Genomic DNA, 24,841 nt, shown 5'->3' with positions numbered 1-24,841 from the left:
AACGTAGAGAGCCACCTTCGGGTGGCTTTTTTCAATTTTAAATAAAGATATTAGACGGGCCGTGTCTGCGCGAATTGGGAACGACAGCCATGATAGGGTTATAAAAACACTTCTTCCTCTCAGTCTGAGACCACCCAGTGCTTTCTTTTTGGCAGTAGATGGGTATATGGCCGTAACCTACGTGCCGTGTTCGTAGGGGGTATGTAGTATGTTGACAGTTTAAAAGTTTCTGTCTTCACCATGCAAAAAGCTAAAGCGGCGTGGTTACGTTACTGCTGTTATTAGAAGCTCAATATTTGCGTAAATGCTGTTAAAAGTCAGAGGGATTAATCCAGTACCGGTACTCGCGAAACAGCATGCCTATCAGGCCGTGGTTTACCAGTTCCACAGCGTACCGTCCTCTAACCTGTTCACCGGCAACGCCGCGCGTTTGTAGGGATATTTCGCAGCCAGCTTTTCATCAATATTAACACCATGCCCTGGCTTTTCTCCCGGAGTAAAGAAGCCTTTTTCAAATTGGTAATCGAAGGTAAATACCGACTCCATTAGTTCAGAGTGTGGCATATGCTCCTGAATACCGAAATTTGGCACCCAATAGTCAAAATGCAAAGCCGCGCCCATACAAACCGGTGACAAATCCGTGGCACCATGAAACCCCGTGCGAACGTTATATAAGCTGGCAAAATCCGCGATACGACGAACCTGGGTAATACCACCGGCATGCGCGATGGTTGAACGTATATAGTCAATGTACTGATTCTGGATGAGCTCCCGACAATCATGAATGGAGTTAAACACTTCACCCACCGCCAGCGGCGTGGTGGTATGCTCACGTATCAGTCTGAAACTCTCCTGGTTCTCTGCGGGCACACAATCTTCCAGCCAGAACAATCGATACGGCTCCAGATCTTTCCCCAACCGGGCTGCTTCAATAGGCGTAAGACGGTGATGAACATCGTGAAGCAGATGAACCTCAAATCCATACTGGCTGCGTACGGCATCAAATAACTCTGGGATAAAATTGAGATATCGCTCAGTAGACCAGACACTTTCAGAAGGCAGCGCTGAGTCGGCTGGCTCGTATTTACTGCCGTCTTTCGGTACACCGTAGGTACTGGCAACGCCAGGGATCCCGGACTGAATACGCACAGCCTGATACCCTGCATCCATGGCTTCTCCCACTGCATCAAGGGTGGAGTCTATGCACTTACCGTTGGCATGGGTGTAACTCATAATACGGTCGCGACTGCGACCTCCAAGCAACTGATAAAGTGGCAAGCCGGCAATTTTTCCCTTGATATCCCAGAGTGCGACATCCACCGCTGCAAGCGCGGTCATCCCAATGGGTCCCCGTCGCCAGTAGGCCCCACGATAGAAAAATTGCCAGATATCTTCTATGCGTTGAGGATCTTTGCCGATAAGTGCAGGTGCGATGTAATCTTCAAGGTAACTGACAACCGCCTTTTCACGACCGTTAAGTGTTGCGTCACCGATACCGTAAACACCTTCGTCTGTCACAATTTTAAGCGTTACGAAGTTCCGCCCCGGAGAGCACACAATCACTTTTGCATCGATAATTTTCATGATGGATTTCCCCGTTAATCAGTAAATCAGTTCAGGTAAAAAGAGTACAACAGATGGAAATACTGCCATTACACCAATAAGCCCGAGTACGGCTGCATAAAATGGCCAGGCGGCTGTCACATACTCATCAGTGGGACAGCGCATAATATTGCACACAGAATACATCGCGATGCCTACCGGCGGTGTGGTACCGCCAAATGTCACAACAATCATCATAAGCACACCAAAATGCACCGGGTCGATGCCAACAGACTGGACAACAGGTACCAGAATTGGCGTGAGTAACAACACGATAACGGTGCCTTCCATCAGCATACCGATAAAGAGTAAAAGCAGCAGGCAAAGCATCAATACCAAAAGCGGCTGGCTGGTTAAATCGCTGACTGCCTGCGCCAGTGACACCGGTAATTGCTGATAGGCCACAACGTAGCCAACCACACCGGCACTTAAAATAATCAGCATGATCATGCCGATATCATCAATGCTGCTTTTTAAAGAATTGAATAAGCTGGATAGGGTTAATTCCCTGTAACACCAGAACCCAATTATGGCGGCATATACCACTGCGAACGCGCCGGCCTCAGACGGGGTAAATATTCCAAACCGAATTGTGACAATTAGAATAACCGGAAACAACAGCGCCCACTTACAGTCATTCATAGACACCAGGACCTGCTTCAGGTTTGGCCGCTTTTCATCTTCAGATTGTCCGGGATAATGTTTTTTCACCTGAAAAAAAACGGTTAGCATAAGTGTCAGCGTCAGCAGAATGCCGGGAACGATTCCGGCAATAAACAGCTTTCCAATCGATACATTGCCAACAAAGCCGTAAAGTATCAGGCCGATACTGGGCGGAATACATGCAGTGATAAGCGCACTGATTGTAATGATGGCGGCACTGAACCCTTTTCCCAGTCCAGAGTCCTGCATCGGGGTTCCAAGAATACGTGCCTGCATAGCTGCATCCGCGATGGCGGATCCCGATACGCCCCCCATTAGCGCACTCAGGATAATTGTTACGTGTGCCAGACCACCCGCTATCCAGGCCACCAGCAGATTTGAAAAAGCAATTAACCGCTGCGTGATCCCTGAATGGTTCATGATGTGGCCTGCCAGAATAAAAAAGGGCACCGCCAATAACGGGAAGCTTTGACTACTTGCGACTAATCGCTGCACTGCAACAGCCATCGGCAGGCTGTCTGCGACAAGAAAGTAGCTTAGCCCTGCAATTAGCAGACAAAATGCCAGCGGCAAACCGATAGCAAGCAAAAAGAGAAAAAGGAGCAGCATTGTCATAACCCTGTCTCCGCAGGTTCACGGTGATACCGCCCAATAAGGCGTGCACATAGCGTGATGATCATCAAGCCGGCACCTACCGGTACAGATAGCGTTACCCATTGATAACCAATTTCGGTGCTACCCAGCGTGCGCTGTGGGTTTGCCAGAAACAGTTCGATGCCAAACCAGAATAAAACACAAAGAACGGCGATCATCACGACATCTAACACTGTGAACAGAACTTCCCGATACACCGGCGTCAGGCGTCGGGTGATTATATCCACGCAGGCATGCTGACCGTGGTGAAAGGTCTGGTTCGCAGCCAGCATTGCCAGCCAGGCAAAAAGCAACTGGGCGACATCGACAGACCAGATGATCGGATAGCCAACAGAGCGCATAATCGCAGCGCTAAAAACCAGAAATACGATGGCGACCAGCAGTAACACACAGATCCACCGTTCGACACGATTAATCATGTGCATCGCCGGCCTCCTTCAATAGTGCCTGAATATCCTGGAACAGCGCGGAGTAACCCAGATTTTCATACACCACTTCAGTGGCTTTGCGAAACGGTTCGGTGTCGGGTTCACTAATCACTACCCCGCGTGCTTTAAGCGCCTTCTCAATATCCGCCTCTGCGGCGCGCACTTTTTGAGACGCGAAGCGACCTGCTTCCATCGCGGCCTTTGTCACCATCTGTTGCTGCTGCGGGGTAAGTGACTGAAACCAGCGCTCACTTCCCACCAGGCCAGAGATAAGTTGGATATGACCGGTTTTGGTGACATGCGAAATGACTTCATACAATCGTGCGCCCCACATGCCAGTATATTGCGCCTCTGCGGCGTCAATTACCTGCTGCTGTAACCCGCTATAGACCTCCGCCCAGGCCAGAGGGGTTGGCGTGGCACCCATCGCATCGATAGTTTGGATCCAAACCGGTGCACCAATGGTACGCATCCTTGTGCCCTGCAAATCAGAGGGGGTAGCGACCGGGGTTTGCGTCAACAAATGACGCGCTCCCTGCCACCAGTTGAACGAGAAAATGTGCAGGCCATGCCGCGTTGCCAGTTCATCTGCCCAGCAGGCAAACAATTCAGTGCGTGTCAGCTGGTCTATTTGTTCATAGCTTTGAACCAAGTAGGGAGCTCCAAGGATCCCAAGTTCGTTCTGGTAAACCGCCAGTCTTCCGCCATCGGCAAGCACGGCAACATTTGCCCCCAACATCGCCTGCTCAAGCATGTCACTGTCGTTCCCGAGTTGGGAGCCTACAAAGATGCGGATACGGATATCCCCGTCCGACTTGCTCTCTACGTCACTTTTAAACCTGACTAACCCCTCATACATGGGATCATTCGTACTAAGTGAGGTAATAACATTTAACGTTGACTCAGCCGCCGCTGGCAATGATTGCAGCGGTAAAAGGGCAATGACACTCAGAGCAAGTCGTCGCAAACCTGCTTTTGAACATACTCTGAGTGATATGGCGTTAAGACGAAATTCGGGCATAGGTCAAATACGTTATCCCTGGCCAGGGGCATGAGGAAACGACATTTTTTGGTATTCCGCTAACGATTTTTCAGGTTTCGGCAGTCCGTCAGGGATAGGCATACCGGAGAATTGCTGGAAATACAGCACGCAGGCGTTGCGCCACCACAAGGCCTCTTTAACGTGAATATCCATCGCCATCTGAACCTGATGAAACTGCAGTGGATCGATGTGCCCTTCCAACGCGTCCCATTGCTGTTCAAGCGTCTTAACGTCATCTGCCCCCTGATAGTAGCGATGCACCAGCTCGCTCCACAGTGTGCGACCTGATGATGCTATCTCATAGTCCCAGGGTAGATGGTGAAACCAGAGCAGGTATTTTTCAGGCGTTGTCGCAGGGTCGGCTAACTGTTCTCTCAAAGGAGAAAAGTATTGTTCCACCGCATTAACACCCGATGGTGAGCGGTCAAAACCAATACCCTGTTTATCCGCGCGGTGATAATAGACAGAATTCCAGTCAGCACGCCCTAAAAAATCAACCCACGGCGCCGGTCCAAAGTGGTGCCCAGCCCCCATAATGTGATGCAGACCCAGCGGGGTCATGGTATTAACCGTAATCTCATGACTTCTCATCATCATATCTGAGACAGTCAACACTACCTTCGTCTCGTTACTAAGTGTCATACGCACCCAGTCGTTAGCCACAGTTTCGGCAGATACCTGGGGATCCCACGCCATTCTGCCCAGCACATACCAGTTTGACTGTAAAATGATATGCCCTGTCCAGTTCCGATCTGTGCCGATATTGGCAACACCGGCCATGCCCGAAATCCTGTTATCGAAAAGGCTGCCATCCACCACTTTGGCGACAGTCGACCCCTCCCCTCTTGCAAAGGTGTCAGCTTTCAATACTTCCTCGTACATTGGCCCCAGATAAACAAAATGCGTACTGAATCCCAGGTACTCCATTGTCACCTGAAACTCCATCATTAAAGGCGTTTTGGGCATGGCACCAAACAACGGGCTGAAGGGTTCGCGAGGCTGAAAGTCAATCGGTCCGTTCTTCACCTGCACCAGGACATTCTCTTCAAATTGGCCGTCCAGCGGTTTGAATTCGGAGTACGCCTGTTTCGAGCGTTCTTCATTTTTCTCATTGGCATACACAAAAGCACGCCACATCACGGTACCGCCATGAGGTTTTAACGCTTGCGCCAACATGTTAGCGCCCTGTGCGTGAGTTCGACCAAAGTCTCCTGGGCCAGGCTGACCTTCCGAATTAGCTTTCACTAAAAAGCCACCGAAGTCAGGAATTTCCTGATAGATTTCCGCCGCTTTGGCATTCCACCACTGTTTTACCTCTTCATTTAGCGGGTCAGAGGTAGCCAGCCCTCCAATGAGTTGCGGTGAACTGAATTTGACCGACAGAAATACTTTGATGCCATACGGACGGAACAAATCTGCCAGTGCTTTTACTTTCTCAAGATAATGTGGAGTCAGGATCAGCGGATCCGCGTTGACGTTGTTTAACACCGTGCCGTTGATACCAATCGACGCATTTGCCCGCGCATAATCAATGTAACGCTGATAGCGGTACTCGGGAAGTTTGTGCCAGTCCCAGATTGATTCACCTGCATAGCCACGCTCGACATGACGGTCGAGGTTGTCCCAGTGATTCAAAACGCGCAAATCAATATCTGGCTTTGACGATATCGCAATCTCATCCAGTGACTGATGCGTTTGTATCTGACGCAGCAATCGGTAGGTACCATAAAGTGCACCGACATCGGAATTTGCCAGAACCACGATTTGTGAGGTATCACCCGATACGAGTTGTTGTACCAGATACCCCTCGTTGCCCACGGCATCCAAATCTAGGTTGTGGGACCTGGCGATGGTTGCCGCTTTACTTCCGCTGACAACAACCAGCGAGGCTTCGGATTCGGCCACTTGTTTAGCCTGTGACAGTAATCCACGTAGTGCGTAATTAAGCTCGTCGCGGATAATTTGCATCGTGCCAGACTCGCCACTGACGTAAAAATCTGCAACTTGTCGGGTGTAGGCTTGCTGCAGCTTTTTGTTGCTGACGAGATCGTATTTCAGCCACAACCGGTAGCCGTCTTCGCCTTCTATAATTGAAGACGCAACACTACCTGCCGTGAACAACAGTAACCCCAGAATCAGGATAGTTTTCATTGTTACCCTCTTACTCAGACAGCTCTGCAACCCAGTTACAGAGCTGTACATTGAGAATAGTAATTAAAATGCGCCTCTCAGCCCTACAGTGTAAGTGGCTCCCGGGTAGAATGCGTTAAACGCGATCCCCGTGTGTTCGTGCCAGTTACCTACAGGTTCGTTGGTCAGGTTATACGCATCCAGCGTTAACGTCATGTCCATGTCCACCGGCAGGTTATAGCTGGCTGACAGATCAATTTGCGTACGGTCGAAAGAAAAGACTTCCTTGCCCTGGGTATAATAGCTGGCAGCCCCATCTTGGTGGTTAACAGTTAACCGTGTCTGGAAGGTTTCGTTCTCGTAAAAGAGCGTGCCGTTGTAACTCAAATCAGAAATACCGGTTATGATGGCGTCATCGTCACTGGCATCCTGGCGAATAGTAGTCGCACTGATGTTAAAGCCAAGTCCTTCAACCACGATATCCAGTGGTTGTACCCAGACGGCTTCAAATCCACTTAGTGTTGTCGCGCCATCAATATTGTTCCGGGTATTCACCGTAGTGGTACACTGCGAGGGTCCGCCACATTCAAGTAATGCCTGCTGACGGTCTGCACCAATATCATTAATATCAATGCCATACCGGCCTAAGTCTTCAAAGGCCACCGTGATACTGTCTGAGCGGGTAAAACCTGTTACTTCTTTCTCAAAGAAGGTCAGGCCAATGTAGCCAAGCTCAGAAAAATACCACTCGCCGCCAATATCGAAATTGGTCGCTTCGAAGGGGGACAGGTAAGGATTACCCGCTCTCACGGTTTCAATACCTGAACCACCCCAAGAAGCATTGGGGAAAAGGTCAGACGGGTTTGCACGTGTCAGGCTGCGCGAAGCACTGGCACGGATTTTCACATCTTCCATGGCGTCATACACCAGGCTCAGTGAAGGTAATAGCTTGCTATAGCTTGTGCTGGTGCTGCTTTCCGACGTTGCTACGCTTTGTTCCGTATCTACCCAGCGCACACCGGTATTCACTCGCAGAAGCCGCCCTGCTATCTCAGTTTCTGCATTCGCTTCTATGTAAATGCCCAGAACTTCTTCGTTTATATCACCCACCGTGGCACCAAACTGATCGCCTTGTGAAGGGATGGCTTCGAAGCTATCGTAATTTGTCGCGTCCTTGATGCGGTTCCAGTCAACCTGTGCAATACCGGTATAGCCACTGTATCCGCTGATGCCAGTACCTAAATCATTGACCAAAGAGGGCATAAGGTAGTCGGCGAAATTACCATAGGCCGCAGAGTTCATCACATTATTTTCTGTAAACTCGGCGGTGCCGCCAAAAGCATCCATGTTGGAAGTATTTTCATCCCAGGCGATACCGAACTTGAAGCCGTTGTAATTTGGCGCTTCGCCGTAGGCGAAATCAAGGTGGAAGCCTTTCGTCTCGGTTTCACGATGATTCCGCTGAATGCGGAACATATCGCCGAATTTTTCATCTTCGCTTATTACACCGTCTTTGTTTTGGTCATATTCCTGCTGCCACGTCCAGCCAATGGTGGGATCTGCCGGGTTTTCACTGAAATTGAAACTTGGCACATCGCCATTAGTAAACTGCATAGTGCCGCCCGGCGACATATACAGTACATAAGGCTCGTCACGATCAAACTCTGATTTGGTTAAGCTGGCCGACACATCCACAGTCAGCATGTCTGAAGCTATCCAGGACACACTTGGCATGATGCTGTAAAAATCCAGATCCTCCTGGTAATCATGAGACCCTACCCAGATATGTGAGTTATAAAACGTGCCGTCTGTCACGTAGCCGTTATTATCGACGGTGACATTTTCCGGAATAATTGCCGCGCCCTGGTGCAGATAGTTTCGTCGGCCCCACCACATGGCTTCTGTTCTCACAAAGTCCTTAGATGCCTTCGCGTACATAGTATCCAGCACAGCATCAATGCTGTCATTTGGACGATACTGCAACGAGATGATGCCAGATACGCGATCGCGGCTGCCATAAGTAAACATTGGACGGCCGAGATAAGGGAGTAATGCCTTGTCGAGCGTATCTGCATCCAGCCCCGATGTTGCTACCGGATCAATCGGGTCTCCGACATTTACACCGGGGTTAGCTGCAGCGTAGTCTGCCGTCGCTTCCGGACTCCAGAAAAAGTGATTGAGCCCCTGACTGCCATCAACACAGCCTGACGCCGTATGTTCAGGGTTATTCCACTGCGCAACACACCCGTCAGTGAACAGCGCAACGGCCTCATAGCCATCAACGCGAGATTTGGTATTCGCGCCGGCTACGCCCACAAGTACACCAAATTTATCGTTGAAGGTGTTTTTATAAATGGCCGAGTAACGAGGGCTGATATCGCCGCGAAGATCACCATACGCGCCTTCTAACGAATATTTGAAGGTTTGATTGCCTGCATCGAACGGGCGCGCGGTGCGCATATTTACAAAGCCTGATACTCCGCCTTCGAGCTGATGGGCTTTCGCAGTTTTAGAAACCGTCAGGCTACTGAACAATTCTGTGGGAAAAATATCAAGATCCACTTCCCGGTTTCGGTTTCCCGACCCCAGACTGCCGTCTGAGGCGATAGCAATAGAATTGCCGTTCAGTGCGATTTTGGTGAAACTCGGCCCCAGCCCCCTAACAGAAATTTGCTGACCTTCCCCGGTCACTTCCCGGTTTATTTTAACGCCGGGAATGCGGCTTAGTGATTCGGCGAGATTCTGGCTCGGCATTTTGCCGATATCATCCGCGAATACTTCATCAACAAACCCCTGGGAATCCCGCTTGGCCACTGTTGAGTTAAACAAGCTTCCACGGTAGCCACGAACTTCAATAACTTCCGTTTCCTGTGCTGGTTCCTCTGCCTGCTGCGTCTCGTCTTCCTGCTCCTGAGCGTTTGCTGAGTTCATAGCTGTTACTACTGCCAACATCAACAGACCACGTTTACTTAGCGAAAAAGTCTTCCGTGTGTTCATACTTAACCCCTTGCCTATCGCATCGAACGGTATAGAAAGTGTCGACAAATGACCGGCTCAAAGAAGGTCGAATCGACACATGAATACTTGTATACAACTTAAATTTCGAGGGCACTATAACGGGACGATTTCTGCGCGACCAGCGAAAATGCACATAATTTTAACAATTGATAAAAATCATAAAGGCGATGTAACTTTTGAATAACAAATGAACGCGTAATGCGTTGATATTTTGCTTCTCCTCTTTATATTTTTAGTTGCAGTCAAGGTGGGCGCTGCAGTCATTAATGTAAGGGAATGGGTTAACGTATAAGCGCTGACGTGCAAAACTAATTCTGAAACCAGACATCAGGCGATAATAGATGATTAAGAAAATGCGGGTTGTTACTGGCCGTGACATAATGTCAGTTTTAGCGGTGTAATAGTGAAAGTGAAAAAGAATAACGCAACAGTGACTGCTGCAGATATCCAGCTATCCTATCACCAGTCTACCTCTGACCAGCTTTTTGAATATTTACACGATGAAATCGTAAATATGGCTATCGAGCCAGGCTCAACCATGTCTGAGAACAAACTTGCCGCGAAATTTGGCGTCAGCCGCACACCGGTAAGAGAAACTATCGCGAAACTGGTGTCATTAGGTTTTCTTGAAGTCCGGCCCCAGCGCGGTACATTTGTTTCTAAACTGAGTATTTCCAAAATTGTAGAGGCCCGCTTTATTCGAGAGGCACTGGAAGTTGCGGTTGTTGCCTATTGTGCAGAGCATGCCAGCGATACGCTGATTGCTGATTGTGAAGCGCTTATCGAAAGACAACGTGAGGCTGCAAGCGAGTTAAACGCGTTGGAATTTCAGCGCCTTGATGATGATTTCCACCAGACGCTTGCCGATTTTTCTCAGTACAAACGCGCTGCCAGCCTGATTCAATACGAAAAAGCACACATGGACAGGGTCAGGAATCTCAGTCTGAAGGAGTTTGGGGGGCAATATGACAGCGTGCTCGAGCAGCATACGGCGATTGTTGAAGCACTCAGAGCACGCGACCCAGCGGCAGCCCGCGAGGCCATGAGTAGTCACCTTCATCTGATCCTGCAGGTATTGCACGCGGTTAAGTCTCGCCACTCAGAATTTTTCGAAGAGAGCGAGTAACCGGGCGAGCGGGTTTTCTCATTCAGACTACGAAGCTAAACGAACCGCAAACTTTGTTCATAAACATATCAGATGAGCGTCAGACAAGCTGATTCGAGTCATACGTTAACGTGTGTCAATGCTGGAAGTTGCCGACCACCCTTCAGCACTGGTTGCCGTTACTGTAAAGTGCCCAGGCTCACCTTTGTTTGCTTTCACAATCGCAAGTACCTTCCCGCTGAAGGCTTTTCTTGTTACAGAAGGAAACGGCGTGAAATTGGTTGGGTCGCCATTATCTGTGGCGATAATGGTGGCATTCCCGTTCACTGAAAACGTAACTTCATTAGTGGCCTGGGGAACCGTTCTGCCTTGCTTATCTGTCACTTCAACAGTGATGAAGGCCAGATCCTTGCCGTCAGCATCAATGACATCCCTGTCCGAGATGATTTTTAGCCCGGCCGCTTTTCCGGTTGTCTCAATGACTTGTTTTGCCCATGCTTTGCCGTCTTTATAGGCTACCGCTTTCACTTCGCCCGGTTCATAAACGACATCATCAAAGCGCAGACGGTATTCGTATTGTTCCTTTTTCTCGCGCCCCTGTGATTTGCCATTTATAAACAATTCGACTTCGTCGCCTGAGGTAAATATATGTACAGGTGTTGTCTTGCCTTCCCTGCCACTCCAATTCCAATGCGGTAAAATATGTACCATTGGCAATTCAGGACGCCACTGACTTTGGTAAATATAGAACCGATCTTTTTTAAATCCTGCCAGATCGATCATGCCTGAATATGAACTGCGTGAAGAATAGTAAGGCGTAGGTTCTCCGAGGTAATCCCAGCCATTCCAGACAAACTGACCAGCCACATAAGGATATTTGTCCATATACTTGAAGACTTTATCTGCCGAAGAGCCAAAGTCGACAGCATGAAGTTCATAAGCGCTGACATGGTGTGTAGATGAGTCGCCGCCAAGGCCATCCCGCACTGGCGCACTACTTTCTGAGGTCACCGGAAACAGGTAGATACCCCGTGAACTAAATGCTGATGCGGTTTCGCTGGATAAAATAACTTTATCAGGATGCGCCTCTCTGAACACCGGATAGGAAGGAGGCGTTCTGATCCTTTCCGTTCCTTCAAATTCCGGCCGCTGACGAATGCCTTCGCCTTGATAATTCAGACTGATTAGATCCATTGCGGCACTGAAAGGAAAATCTGCCTTCGCCCAGTTCATCGAGGCGGTGACCGGGCGTTCAGGATCTTCTTGTTTAACAATCTCCTTTAGCCTTAACGCAATATCTGCGCCTTCCTGCCCTGTATATTGCTCGCCAACTTCGTTACCGATATACCACATGATAACCGAAGGATGATTGCGATCACGTCGCACGAGGGCTCGGAGATCCTGCTCATGCCAATCCTCGAAAATGAGATGAAAGTCCAATGGGGTTTTCTTTTTATACCAACTGTCGAACGATTCATTTAACACCAAAATTCCCATCCGGTCTGTCAAAGAGAGTAACTCAGGTGCTGGCGGATTGTGGTCGATTCTGATGGCATTCACCCCCATTTCCTGTAAAAGTTGAAGCTGTCTCTCTGCTGCCCGGGTATTAAACGCCGCGCCCAGTGCGCCCAAATCGTGATGCTGATTTACTCCCTGCAGCCGGATATGTTCGTTATTAACAATCACGCCCTTATCCGGGTCAAATTTCAAATCCCGAATACCAAAATCTGTTTTATACTGGTCCAGCAAATCTCCCTGCTCGAACACTTTGGTAATCACTGCATAGCGGTGTGGAGTCTGGGTAGGACGAGGCCCCCACAACTTTGGATTTTTTAAAGTCAGGCGACTAGTCCACACATTCGACTTATTGTCGTCTGACTGTGCAGTTGCCTTAGGAAAGGACGATACCGGTTCACTCTCAATCCGGCCTTTATTATCCAGTCTATAAAGAGTATTGGTTATCGTCAGCTGGTTCGAGCTTTCCAATTTATCGTCTATCGAGACCGTCAATGTGATATCAGCAGATTTTTCGCTGACATTACTGGTTCGGATTTGCGTGCCCCAATGACTGACATGCACAGAATTTGTTTTCACCAGCCAAACGTTACGATAGATCCCTGCACCAGGATACCACCGGGAGGACTTTGGTGGATTATCCAGACGAATGGCCAGCTGATTAGTGCCACTACGCTTAATATATGGCGTCAAATCCAGCCGGTAGGAACTGTATCCATATGGCCAGCCACCGACCAGATGCCCATTAAGCCACACCATTGAATAAGACATTGCGCCATCTATATCCAGATAAATTTGCTTTTGGCTATCGCTTTCATCGAGAGAAAAGCTTTTTCGATACCAAGCCACGCCATGGGACGGTAGTCTTCCCATCCCACCGCCAACCTCAGGATTCTCACCACTGAAAAACGGGCCTTTTATAGCCCAGTCGTGGGGTAAATTAACGGTTTTCCATCCTGAATCATCAAAGTTTTTCTGCACGAACGGAAAATCATGACCGGGGCTTCCTTCTGGGCGGGAATAGCGACGTTCTGGCTGACGAATAAACGCGTTGCCGGTTGGCATAATCCATGGCTTCAGTACGCGTTGCTTGCTGCTATGCCTTACTGCGTCTGTGGGTTTGGCGTCAGCAGCCTTATTATCGTTGAATCCTTCGACCAAGGGCCGTGAATCATACTTCAGGTTATCCGCTTCGGCCATTGTCTCGTATTTGAAAAATTTCCAGCCTTCATTCAGTGAAATACGTTCCCGTTGTTGGGCCTGAGTGTCAAACGCATTGGTAATGAGAATACTGACCAATAGCAATTTGGAAATGATACTTTTCATACGTCTACCTCACCCAACTTGTATACAAGACTGCTAACGCTAGTCGCAAAACTGAACAATGTAAAAGCAAACTGCATTTTTAATAACAGGAAAACCAAATATCACAACCAGCAAGTGATGCTGCGTTAACAAGGAAAAACTTTTTGTCTGACAACCTCTACCGCGCTACTCTGCGTTTAAAATGGGACTGAATCCAACAACTGCCTGAAATGACAAAACGACCTACTATTAACGATATTGCTGAAAAAGCGGGGGTTTCTAAACGCACCGTTTCACGGGTTATCAACGGCGCAACAAACGTCAACGCGAAGACGCGTGAAAAAATTCAGCAGATCATTGGTGAAGAAGGCTTTTCTCCGGACAAGAAAGCCCGCGGGCTGGCGTCAAGGCGTTCCTACTTACTGGGCATTATTTATGATAATCCGGGTACGTTTTATATTGATCAGGTGCAGGATGGTGTTTTGCAGGTTATTACTGACCGTGGTTATGAACTAATTGTCCACCCATGTGATTATCGCGATGCCGGATTCGTTGAGAACTGCATGGAGTTTACTAAACGTTCAAATGTTGACGGGGTTATTGTGCTGCCCCCTGTGTCGGAATCCTCAGCGCTGGCAAGTGCGCTCAGGCAACAGCACGTTGACTATGTTCGAATGGCTTCGGTAGCACTGGATGATCCAGAGAAGATGGTGATTTCTGATGATCGCGCCGCTATGCGTGAAGTCGCAGATTATCTGGTCTCTGAAGGACATCATGACTTCGCTGTCATCTGTGGTCCACAAGGTTTTTCATCTACAGCTGAGCGTCTTGAAGGTTTTTGTCAGGCACTGGAAAGACATGACATTACGCTCCCACTAACGCGAATTATCGAAGGGAACAATACGTACGAAAGCGGCATAACGTGTGCTAGAGAGTTGCTACAGCTTACGCCAAGGCCGGGCACCATTTTCGCCAACAATGATGAAATGGCGATCGGGGTAATCCGGGCAGCCTATGATATGGGTATCGCAGTCCCAGACTCGCTTCGGGTTATCGGCTTTGATGATAACCTGATGGCCGCCAGAATCATTCCGTCTTTAACGACAGTGCGCCGCCCGGTGGCAGAAATGGCAGCGATGGCTGCCCGAAAATTGCTGGCCCGGATAGAAGGTAACACTGCTGACAATACATCGACTCAACCTGTAAAAGCCTCCTTAATCGTGCGTGAATCCACCGGCAAACACTAAGATTTTTCTTGATCGGAGTTTTCTCAGCCCCTATTATGCCACCGGTGGCATTAATGAATATGTTACGCTTTTTGCCTAACTCAACCAGCAATGCGAGGACGTTATGGAACCGATTTTATTGCACGAAGACAGACTTTTCCCGGTCGATAAGTACACCCGTGACGTGGCAAGAGCGCTTTATCAGTCTGTCAGAGACATGCCCATTATCAGTCCGCACGGCCATACCGATCCTCGCTGGTTCGCGAATGACGAAAACTTTACCAATGCCACCGAGCTTTTCATTACGCCTGATCACTATGTTTTCAGAATGCTGTACAGTCAGGGCGTAGGACTGGACTCGCTTGGGATTGCGAGGGTGGACGGAAAACCTGTAGAGCAGGATCCCCGCAAGGCGTGGCAACTATTTGCAGACCATTATTATCTGTTCGCTGCCACTCCTTCCAGACTCTGGCTGGACACTGTGTTTCATGATGTTTTCGGCATGCAGGAAATGCTTTGCAGCGAAAACGCGATGGCATACTACGACCATATTACCGCAGAGCTTGCCACCTCGAAGTTCAAACCCCGAGCACTGATGGACAAGTTTAATATCGAACTGATTGCCACCACCGAAGGTGCCCTTGATCCATTAACACACCATAAAAAATTACAGGGCTCTGGCTGGGAAAAGCGGGTGATTACGACTTTCCGCCCTGATGACGTAGTAGATGCATCCCGCGATGACTTTGTGGAAAACATTGAAAAGTTAGGTGCGCTTACTGGTGAAGACACCAGCTCGTGGACAGGGTATCTCAATGCGTTGAGACAGCGTCGTGAGGTATTCAGGGCACACGGTGCGACAGCCACTGACCACGGACATCCAACCGCAGCGACCGCCGATTTGTCGCCGGGCGAATGCGAAGCCCTGTTTGGGAGAGTACTTGTCCGGCAAGCCAGCAAAGCAGACGAAGAACTATTTCGCGCTCAGATGCTAACGGAGATGGCGGGGATGAGCGTGGAAGATGGCATGGTGATGCAAATTCATCCAGGCTCGCACCGCAGTCACAACCAGCCGCTTCACAGACAATTTGGCAATGACAAAGGACACGATATTCCGGTAGCAGTGAACTTTGTCGATGGCCTGAAGCCCTTGCTGAATAAGTACGGGAATGAACAGAGTCTGACTATTATTTTATTCACCCTGGATGAAACCACTTACTCAAGAGAACTGGCTCCGCTGGCTGGTCATTATTCCTGTCTGAGGCTGGGTCCGGCATGGTGGTTTCACGACAGTCCTGAAGGCATGTTGCGTTTTCGCCATCAGGTGACTGAAACGGCGGGATTTTTTAACACTGTTGGGTTTAACGACGATACCCGCGCCTTTCTTTCGATTCCGGCCCGACACGATGTTGCGCGACGCATTGACTGCCGGTTTCTAGCTCAGCTGGTTGTCGAACACCGACTTAGTGAAAATGAGGCCTTTGATTTAGCCCGACGGCTAACATATCGGTTGGCCAAACAAGCGTATAAGCTGGAGGCATAATGTCCAGACTGTCTTATCGTACGCTAAGCCACTTACCTGATAACGTCATCACTGCCGACGTCGCGCCAGCGTCAGTGCAAGTCGGGATCGTCCACCTTGGTCCCGGTGCGTTTCATCGCGCGCATCAGGCTATGTACACACAACAGGCGGATAAAGACGGGTGCTGGGGGATCAGCGCAGTTTCGCTGCGAAGTGGTCAACTCAAGGATGCGCTACAGCAGCAAAATAATCTGTACACATTGATGATCCTGGACGATAAGCCGCAAACAGTCATTGTAAGTGCATTAAAGGAAGTGCTGGTTCTTGAGCAAGATCGCGCTCAGGTAATGGCCAGAATGACATCGCCTCAGACCCATATTATATCGCTGACCATTACCGAGAAAGGCTATTGCCTGAATAATGACGGCAGTTTGAACCTCGAGCATCCGGACATTCGTCACGATTTGGCTCATCCCGATAACCCGATTTCCGCAATAGGCCTCTTAACTGTGGCACTGAAGCAGCGCAAGCACACAAATACCGGAGACATCACTGTTATCAGTTGTGATAATTTGCCAGATAACGGCGACACGCTGCGCGGCGCTGTGACCTTGCTCGCTGAACAGTCAGATAAGGCACTCAGTCAGTGGATAGCGGATACCATTTGCTTCCCGAATACCATGGTCGACAGTATCACACCGGCCTCCGATGACGCCTTGCAAAAGGCAGCAGAACAAGTCACAGGGCTGGAAGATGCTTGGCCTGTGCAGCGAGAGGCATTTACCCAGTGGGTGATCGAAGATAAGTTCAGCGGTCCACGTCCCGACTGGGAAGCGTCGGGCGCTATCATTACCAATGATGTTCAGGTTTTTGAGAAAGCCAAACTTCGTATTTTAAACGGTAGCCACACCGCACTGGCTTATCTCGGATCGCTTTGTCATTTAAAGACCGTTTATGAAGCGGTATCTCACGAAGCGATGTACACGTTTCTCAGTAAACTGCTTCACGATGAGGTCTTACCAACCATTACTGCCAGCGAGGCGCTGAACCCACAGCAGTACGCCGCCGACATTCTGAAGCGCTTTAACAACCAGCACATTCATCATTTATTGTCTCAGATAGCCTGGGATGGCTCGCAAAAGCTGCCTCCCCGGATTCTGCAAACTGTGAAGGATAATCTGGCCGCAAACCGCAGCATTGCCTTGTTATCAGCCACCGTGGCAGCCTGGATCCTGTTTGTCGTTCGGGCCAGTCAGTCTGATACTAAAATTATCGACCCGATGGCCAAGACGCTGCATGAATTGGTAAAGACGCACAAAGGACACCTGACAACGATTACAGACGCACTGTTGGATGATGAGCGTATTTTCGGTGAGCTGTCGCAACATCCCACGTTTCGCGAGACCGTTCATAAGCAGATGGCAATCGTTGCGTCGATTGACAGCAAGAACGTTTCACAGCAATTGACCGCATTGTGTCAGTAAGCTCTGCTCACGTTTAAATCAAACCCGGAATCTGTGCCATGAACCATATTGTAATATTCGGCGAATGCATGATAGAACTGGTAACCCAGTCGGCAAGACACCTTGTTAAAAATTTTGCCGGAGACACCTTCAACACGGCCATTTATCTGAAGCGCTGTGCGCCGGATTTGCAGGTCGACTACCTTACTGCAATTGGCAATGATGCACAGAGCATCGAACTTTACGACTTCATGCAGCAGGAAAACCTTGGTATTGATTGGGTAAAACGCTCGGAGAGTCGGCATCTGGGGCTGTACATGGTGCATACCGACGAGACTGGTGAACGCACCTTTACATACTGGCGTAGTGAATCGGCTGCTACCCAAACCATGAATCTGTGTACGTCACCACTGCCAGATACCGATCTATTTTATTTAAGCGGAATTTCTGTGGCTATACTGGGTGATTCGCAGCGCCATGCGCTGATAGGTAAGCTCGACGACTTACGCCGCAGGGGATCCAAAATTGCTTTTGATCTCAACTATCGCCCGGCACTTTGGAAAAATAGCACTGAGGCCAGGGAATGGGCAGATCGCCTCTACGGAATGGCCGATATCGCGCTCTCCGGCGTGGATGATCACGCCCAGCTTTATGCGCATCACGCTGTGAGCGATATCGTTGCGCACCTGTCTCAGTTTTCAATTGATGAGAAAATTATAAAAAATGGCGCTTCAGGACTCGTTGTCAGTACACCGGACGGCAACTGGTCGGTGCCGGTTAAGCCGGCTCGTACCGTAGTAGATACCACCGCGGCAGGCGATGCGTTTAACGCTGGTTACCTTGCGGCCCGCGCTAAAAAGATGAGTGCAGTTGAAGCGGCGAAGTACGGCGCAAAACTAGCAGCGTTTGTTATTGGATACCCTGGCGCAATTACCCCACCGGAAGAGACGTTGCCGGCAATGTAAACGCTATTGTTAGCTATCCGGTAATTACCATCCAACACAAAATAATCAGTAGCGGGCTGTGCCGATTACGTCATCTCAAAAAATAGTGTCGCCCGGCTCAGATGCACACATTGCGGATATCCTTTCCGAAGTGCTAAAAATAGGCATCTATGCCACTTGATTTATTATCGCTCCAGCTTTACATCAGGAATTATCGCTAACAAGTCTGTTACGCCAACGTCTACACCCAATTGAGATAATAAGGTTGTTACCTGGCCTCGATGATGAGTTTGGTGATTAAAGAAATGCAGCATGATATGGCCCAGACATTTTTGATATACAGTTCCGGCGGTATTTACGTAAGCCAAGGAGCTCTCCAAAGTCTCATCTGAAAGCTCTCCGACAAGTTGTTTAATAACGATATCTAACAGATCCCTTTCTCTTTTTAAAGTTTCTATATCTTGGTACATAACAGTGTTTAGCTTTTGGGGAACTGGTCTTGTTGCTATATCCTGTAAAGAAGAAAGCCGGTTAGGGTGCGCAGCGATGCGCTTAAGCCAAATCATATCCGCCACTAAAATATGATTAAGCGTTCCCAAAACAGAGCCGAAAAACGCCCCCGTATCTTTTTTTAGATCTCTGTGGCTCAATTGAGATGCAGCATCATAAATAGAATTATTCATCCATTCATTGTAATCGGCCATCAGTAGGAAATTCGTTTTCAGAGTCATTCCAATTTCTCAGAGGTTTCGGCTGAATTTTTCACCAGCGCTATTATTGAAAGCAATTTGTAAGCGCCTGGCGTAGATCTTCGGCTCTCCCACTTTAAAAGGGATGAACCGTCTCAGGAAGGTGATTACTTACCAAGCGCTTATCAAACATGATTTCAGGCCATACGGGTAATACAAACTTATAACACCAACCCAATGCTTGCTGTGTCAAAAAAGCGCGCAGATGTACACAAGTTAACACCTACACTCATCATTTATAAAATGACATTTGTGATAAGTTCAGCTTATTCCCCACCTCATAGATATATCGTTTAAGTTTCGCACGGCGGGTTTTATGAACAACATCAGCTCGATTCGTTTTAAACACAGGTATACCCAATCCAACTTTATCTTCAACTCTCATTCTCTTCTTTCCCATTGGTGAAAAACAACGCCATTATTTCGTCATTCACTTTACTTCTCCAACGATCAAACCTAACTTGTTACATAACTTATTCTTATAGTTGGCAGACTATGGACAAACGACTGCGTTGGCTTAATAATTTACTTTGCTTTGAAGTTGCTGCACGACATCAGAGCTACAGCAGAGCCGCAGAGGAGCTGTTTATTTCACAGGCAGCTGTCAGCCAGCAGATGCGGCAACTGGAGAGTAATCTTGGGGTGACTTTATTTACCCGTAAAGCTCGTAAGATGGTACTGACAGAGCGTGGTAAAACTTTGTTTTTCGCTTGTCAAAGCGGATTTAATGAGGTCATTAACGGGCTGAATCAAATTCAGGAAGCCCCCCTGGAGGGCGACTTAACAGTGAGTTCTACACAAGCCTTTTGTGCATTGTGGCTGGTTCCCAACTTACATTCTTTTGCCAGTATTCATCCTGACATAAATATAAATGTATTAAGCTCCAATCGAATTGTTGATTTCAATGAGGGTCATGTAGACCTTGCGATTCGTTTTAGTACGTCAACAAGCCAGCTACAACATCCTTCTTTAGTAATTGAGCGCATTGCGGAAAATTCTGTATTTCCCGTGTGTTCACCTTCTTTTATGGAGAAATGCGCTCTGAATACACCGGAAGACTTTATTGGTGCACGGCTATTTGGACTCACTTACGAAGATAAAGTGAACTGGGAAAGCTGGTTTGAGCATGCTGACGTTGATTTAACAGCGATAAGTCTTAAGAAAACAGCGTATACATCCAGTGATCTTGCATTAAGCGCGGCATTAGCGGGCCAGGGAGTTATGCTGGCCTCAGATATAATGGTTGCGCGTTATGTACGATCTGGTGAACTGATTGTACCTATCGATCTCCCCCATCCACTTCGCTGGAAGTCCCACTTGGTTTACTCAAAGTTTTCTCCCAAAGAGAACCGCATAAAGCTATTTTGCGACTGGATAAAAGCCGAAATGCCATTTAAAACGCCAGTTACCTCTTTGGATGAGTGGAGAGCTAGACTAGGGGATACTGAGGCCCTGTGACTTGAAATACGGGTCATTCTAATCCTGATGGCTCTGGCTGGTTCGCAATTTAGAACCACAGCTCAAATGACCGGATTAATCCATTTTCTCAGTGCATTACCGGTACGTGGATGCCAGCGAGCTTTGAACGTCTGAAAGCGGCGTGCACCGACACCGGTTAAACAATTACTAATTGTACTTCCGGATTGGACAGTCACTCCACACACATAGGCACTTTAGGGTGATTGTCTTATTTTGTCTGCACTCGCCGTCTATTAAAACATATCGAAACGAATGACTCTGCCCAGATGGGGCTGATCGCCAGTCATATAAAGCGTGCGAGTTATCCTCGCCGCATCACCAAATCCATAACCAGGGCTAAGTTTCATCCAACCGGTTTGAGGATCGACAAGTGCAGCCAAAAATTCAGCCTGAGTTGCTTCGTAACGTCGATTTAATTCATCCATACCCCAGTCCTGAATACGTTTACGAATTTGATCCGGAGCGAAGTAAGGCACAGGTTCAGGATTATATTTATGCTCGTTCGACAGGTATTCTGTATTGGTCGCTGAGCCAGCGTAACAGTCATATTTAAGTTGTTCTCCAAGGTGTTGATGAATACTCAAGCGAAGACTGCTGCTGCCCGAGAAATCGACGTAAACATAAGGCTCGTCCGTAGATAGCGTGCTGAGTTCCTCGTATGTCACGGTGGAGTCGTACAGACCTGTGCTTTCGACAAAAGCCTGATTGCTTGCCGAAGTAATACCCACAAAGTGTGAGTGATCGCCAAGCTGGCGACCGCAGTAAACTGTTCCGTAGGCGGTTTTGCTGGACGCGCTGGAAAACAATATTTTTTTAGCGCCGAAGTAATTATTATCATGTAAGAAGTCGGCCAGCATATATGACGTATAGAACAGCGGGCGCATTAACATCTCAGCGTCTTCTAAATCAGGAGTCAGAGTGGGTGTCTGAGCAACACGTATATAGGTGTTGTAGGTAAACGGTAATTCCTTTCTGTGCTCGGAAACCTCTTTAAAGCCCTGCGTATTCACCCGTCCGGCTTTTATCTTTAAGAATTTCGAAATAGGGTAATAGCCGTAAAATCGATCGCCTACGGCAATGCCTTCAGCATTCGTACTATAAACAGTGGCATAACCCCATACCGGCATCTGCCCCCAGCCCTCTAGTTGCGTAGGAAAAAAATCCCAATAGCGCATTGATTCACCAAAGGCGGCATAGGTAATGTTGTTGGTGGTAAGCGCGAAGGTGTCAATGGCTAACAGAGCCTCTCCAGGCTCCAGCGTTAAACTCTGCTCTACGTGGTGAACACGGGTATTTCCAACGTTACTTTTACTGGAAAGAAGACGTGTATTGGTAATTGTCGACATAATCTACTCTCAAAATATCAGAAAAAACATGCAGTAAGGTTAATAGTGCTGGTATGCGAAGTGATTCGAAATTAACACGCCTGAGCAAATCTTCACCAATAGGTACTAATGATGAGGCGCAATAATTTTGAGATGGCTTGCTCTTCATGACGCAGAACGGCGGGACAGAATTCGAACATTCTTTCCGCGTTTACTAAGCAGCAGTGCTATATCGGATAACGCCGGGTATTTGGTGGATTATCGATATCAACAGGTCTTCATCACCGCGTTACTTGAATGCAGAGTCGTCACCTATTCTAATTAATAAAAAAATAGTCTTGTGGGAACGCTGGAGTGTCGATGGATGCCTGTCGAATAGGACAGGAACGTGGGTTTCAATACTCAATGAAAGTCCATTCTATGGAAAGGAGCTGCAATACTCTTGAATTTTCTGCTAAACACCAATTGATGAGAGTTAAACATCACTAGACCAGATAAGGACATCTTGAAGCATCACCGATTATCCGCGAGCTCGCCAGTATTCAATCGCTTTCCTTCTGAATGTGGAATCACTGAAAACTCATCGGTACTGTTAAAAATGGCCGATACGTTGGGTTTAAAATCTTGAATGTGGAAATCGAAAAGTAGGGTTCTGCCTAGTTTTAAGTAAAGGTAAACGGGGGGTGAATGCCCCCCCAACAGAATCTACAGAAATGCCAGCTCTGGGGAAGATGCGAATAAGTCTATACCGAGAGAGCGTATCTAGCTGAAAAATATAAGTTTAATAAAATTTAAACGTTTTTAATTACAGTTTACTTCCCGTTTTCGTCACAGTCATGACGCGTTTATCAGACTTTAAGGACATAGGTTGTGAACATTATTTACCAACATTTTAAACTGAGCACTTTGCTTTTAGTAGCGCTGCTCGTAGGGAGCGGCAAATCATTTGCCGCCGCTGATATCCACTGGAAGAGTGCAACGGTTTATTTTATTCTTCTAGACCGCTTTAAGAACGGCGACAATTCCAATGATTACGCCTATGGTCGGCCTGAAACGCCAGCAAAACTAAGAGGCTTTGTAGGCGGCGATATTAGAGGAGTCATACAGCAACTAAAAAGCGGCTACTTTTCTAAGCTTGGGGTGGATACCCTTTGGTTAACGCCTGTCTTTGAGCAAATCCACGGCGTGGATACAAGTTCGGGGGTCACCTATGCCTACCACGGTTATTGGCCAAAAGATTTTACCCAAATAGACGCGAACTTCGGCACTAAAGACGACTTCAAAGAGTTGGTGACACTTGCCCACAGAAAAGGTATCCGGCTCCTCTTTGATGTCATCATTAACCATACCGGACCGCAAACTACTATAGATGAAGCTTGGCCTGCTTCGTGGGTTAGGACGCGGCCCTTATGTAACTGGAGCAGCTACATACAAAATACTGGATGTGCTCTTGCCACGTCACTAACCGATATGCGGACAGACAGTTCACTGGAAGTTACACTGCCCGACTGGCTGAAGGAAAAATGGCGTGAAGAAGGCCGGCTACACCAAGAGTTAGCTGAACTTGATGACTATTTTGCTCGCACCCAGCACCCAAGGTTACCAAAATATTACCTTATTAAATGGCTATCTGATTGGGTCAGGGAATTTGGACTAGATGGTTTTCGTGTTGATACTGCCAAGCATGTTGAACCCGAAGTGTGGACTGAGCTCAAAGTAGAAGCAGGCCTGGCTTTGGAAGAATGGCGCTCAAAGAATCCGAACCGGATAACACCTGATATTCCATTCTATATGGTGGGTGAAGTAATGCATTGGGGTCTCAAAGGTTTCAAAATCGCAATTGAAGAAACAGGCGAATATGATTTTGGCGATAAGAAAATAAATTACTTCGACTTTAGCTTTGATGGCCTCATAAATATGGGATTCCCAGAACACCTTAAGCTGTCTGCCGCACAGCTATTCGCAGACTATAACCACGCCATGAACAGCGCACCGATGCAATCTTTTGCCACACTGAATTACATCAGCTCACACGATGATCCCGAATCATTTGACCGTGAGCGCAAATTTCCATACCAAACTGCATTCAAATTGATGATGGCACCAGGCGCAGCGCAAATTTATTATGGCGACGAGCTTGCCCGCCCACTGTTGGCTCCCGATGCCGTGGGCGACGCAAGTTTACGTGTGCCAATGAACTGGGCAGACCTTGCCTTACCGACCACACAGCAACTACTTCTGCACTGGCAAAAACTCGGGCAGTTTCGTAATCAATACCGGGCGATCGGTGCCGGCCAGCATACCATGATTAGTGATGCCCCTTATACCTTTGCAAGAGAGTTACAGGGCCATCCGTCCGTAATAATTGCAGCATCGCTACCGAACGGTAAAAAGAATATTCCTGTAGGCGATTATTTTGCAGACGGAAGCTTACTTAGAGATCACTATTCAGGCCAGTCTGTTCAGGTCATTGATGGATCAGTGACCCTGGACAATATGTTCAGCTATGCGTTGCTCGCCGAAAGCACAACTCACTAACGGTCTTTCTTCGGCTGCTGTATAGTCATTGATGTACCCTGATACAAGTTACGATAATTGGGCCTGATGATTTATCGAATAAACGACTGGACGTTGGACTGTCATCTCCGATCGTTAACCAACGGAGATAAAG

General features: G+C 48.1%; 16 protein-coding genes. 7 read left to right on the top strand and 9 right to left on the bottom strand.

Annotated features, from left to right (window positions below; translation table 11 throughout):
* Nucleotides 1-375 precede the first annotated feature (375 nt).
* The 6 genes from manD to ACLBLI_RS01530 form a co-directional block, all read right to left on the bottom strand.
* Entirely contained in the window at nt 376-1,584 is a 1,209-nt protein-coding gene (manD, locus tag ACLBLI_RS01555) for a D-mannonate dehydratase ManD (RefSeq protein WP_414829433.1), read from the bottom strand.
* An 18-nt stretch (nt 1,585-1,602) separates the two neighbouring features.
* Nucleotides 1,603-2,880: a TRAP transporter large permease gene (locus ACLBLI_RS01550; protein ID WP_414829432.1), complete on the bottom strand. Its 1,278-nt coding sequence runs from the start codon at nt 2,878-2,880 to the stop codon at nt 1,603-1,605.
* A complete protein-coding gene (locus tag ACLBLI_RS01545) occupies nt 2,877-3,338 on the bottom strand; it encodes a TRAP transporter small permease (RefSeq protein ID WP_414829431.1) in 462 nt (153 codons plus the stop codon). The genes ACLBLI_RS01550 and ACLBLI_RS01545 overlap by 4 nt, the downstream gene beginning before the upstream one ends.
* Nucleotides 3,331-4,368 (bottom strand): C4-dicarboxylate TRAP transporter substrate-binding protein, encoded by a 1,038-nt coding sequence (locus ACLBLI_RS01540; RefSeq protein WP_414829430.1) that lies wholly within the window; start codon nt 4,366-4,368, stop codon nt 3,331-3,333. The genes ACLBLI_RS01545 and ACLBLI_RS01540 overlap by 8 nt, the downstream gene beginning before the upstream one ends.
* Before the next feature lie 12 nt (nt 4,369-4,380).
* Complete coding sequence (locus tag ACLBLI_RS01535) at nt 4,381-6,540, bottom strand: alpha-glucuronidase family glycosyl hydrolase (protein WP_414829429.1); 2,160 nt, start codon at nt 6,538-6,540, stop codon at nt 4,381-4,383.
* Nucleotides 6,541-6,603: 63 nt separating this feature from the next.
* Nucleotides 6,604-9,516: a TonB-dependent receptor gene (locus ACLBLI_RS01530; protein ID WP_414829428.1), complete on the bottom strand. Its 2,913-nt coding sequence runs from the start codon at nt 9,514-9,516 to the stop codon at nt 6,604-6,606.
* 424 nt (nt 9,517-9,940) lie between these two features.
* Between ACLBLI_RS01530 and ACLBLI_RS01525 the strand changes: the two genes are divergently transcribed.
* Entirely contained in the window at nt 9,941-10,663 is a 723-nt protein-coding gene (locus ACLBLI_RS01525) for a GntR family transcriptional regulator (RefSeq protein WP_414829427.1), read from the top strand.
* 105 nt (nt 10,664-10,768) lie between these two features.
* Here the strand turns inward: ACLBLI_RS01525 and galB are convergent, their stop codons facing one another.
* Nucleotides 10,769-13,483 (bottom strand): beta-galactosidase GalB, encoded by a 2,715-nt coding sequence (gene galB, locus ACLBLI_RS01520; protein ID WP_414829426.1) that lies wholly within the window; start codon nt 13,481-13,483, stop codon nt 10,769-10,771.
* Nucleotides 13,484-13,692: 209 nt separating this feature from the next.
* Between galB and ACLBLI_RS01515 the strand changes: the two genes are divergently transcribed.
* The 4 genes from ACLBLI_RS01515 (at nt 13,693) to ACLBLI_RS01500 (ending at nt 18,638) form a co-directional block, all read left to right on the top strand.
* Nucleotides 13,693-14,709, top strand: coding sequence for a LacI family DNA-binding transcriptional regulator (locus ACLBLI_RS01515; RefSeq protein ID WP_414829425.1), 1,017 nt, complete (start codon nt 13,693-13,695; stop codon nt 14,707-14,709).
* A 103-nt stretch (nt 14,710-14,812) separates the two neighbouring features.
* Nucleotides 14,813-16,231, top strand: a complete 1,419-nt coding sequence (uxaC, locus tag ACLBLI_RS01510; RefSeq protein WP_414829424.1) for a glucuronate isomerase — start codon at nt 14,813-14,815, stop codon at nt 16,229-16,231.
* Nucleotides 16,231-17,694: a mannitol dehydrogenase family protein gene (locus ACLBLI_RS01505; protein ID WP_414829423.1), complete on the top strand. Its 1,464-nt coding sequence runs from the start codon at nt 16,231-16,233 to the stop codon at nt 17,692-17,694. Before uxaC ends, ACLBLI_RS01505 begins: the two co-directional genes overlap by 1 nt.
* Nucleotides 17,695-17,732: 38 nt before the next feature.
* Nucleotides 17,733-18,638 (top strand): sugar kinase, encoded by a 906-nt coding sequence (locus ACLBLI_RS01500; protein ID WP_414829422.1) that lies wholly within the window; start codon nt 17,733-17,735, stop codon nt 18,636-18,638.
* 164 nt (nt 18,639-18,802) lie between these two features.
* On the opposite strand, the gene ACLBLI_RS01495 is transcribed toward ACLBLI_RS01500, so the two are convergent.
* A complete protein-coding gene (locus ACLBLI_RS01495; protein WP_414829421.1) occupies nt 18,803-19,348 on the bottom strand; it encodes a DinB family protein in 546 nt (181 codons plus the stop codon).
* A gap of 513 nt (nt 19,349-19,861) precedes the next feature.
* On the opposite strand from ACLBLI_RS01495, the gene ACLBLI_RS01490 reads away from it, so the two are divergent.
* The gene (locus ACLBLI_RS01490) at nt 19,862-20,824 is read left to right on the top strand and encodes a LysR substrate-binding domain-containing protein (protein ID WP_414829420.1); all 963 of its coding nucleotides are present in this window, start codon (nt 19,862-19,864) and stop codon (nt 20,822-20,824) included.
* 254 nt (nt 20,825-21,078) lie between these two features.
* Here the strand turns inward: ACLBLI_RS01490 and ACLBLI_RS01485 are convergent, their stop codons facing one another.
* Nucleotides 21,079-22,191, bottom strand: coding sequence for a DUF2855 family protein (locus tag ACLBLI_RS01485; RefSeq protein WP_414829419.1), 1,113 nt, complete (start codon nt 22,189-22,191; stop codon nt 21,079-21,081).
* A gap of 849 nt (nt 22,192-23,040) precedes the next feature.
* Between ACLBLI_RS01485 and ACLBLI_RS01480 the strand changes: the two genes are divergently transcribed.
* Complete coding sequence (locus tag ACLBLI_RS01480; protein WP_414829418.1) at nt 23,041-24,708, top strand: alpha-amylase family glycosyl hydrolase; 1,668 nt, start codon at nt 23,041-23,043, stop codon at nt 24,706-24,708.
* The last annotated feature ends 133 nt before the right edge of the window (nt 24,709-24,841 follow it).

The organism is Alteromonas sp. H39 (assembly GCF_047556435.1).
In the GTDB taxonomy this organism is placed as follows: domain Bacteria; phylum Pseudomonadota; class Gammaproteobacteria; order Enterobacterales; family Alteromonadaceae; genus Alteromonas.
This window is presented reverse-complemented; position numbering and strand designations above follow the sequence as displayed.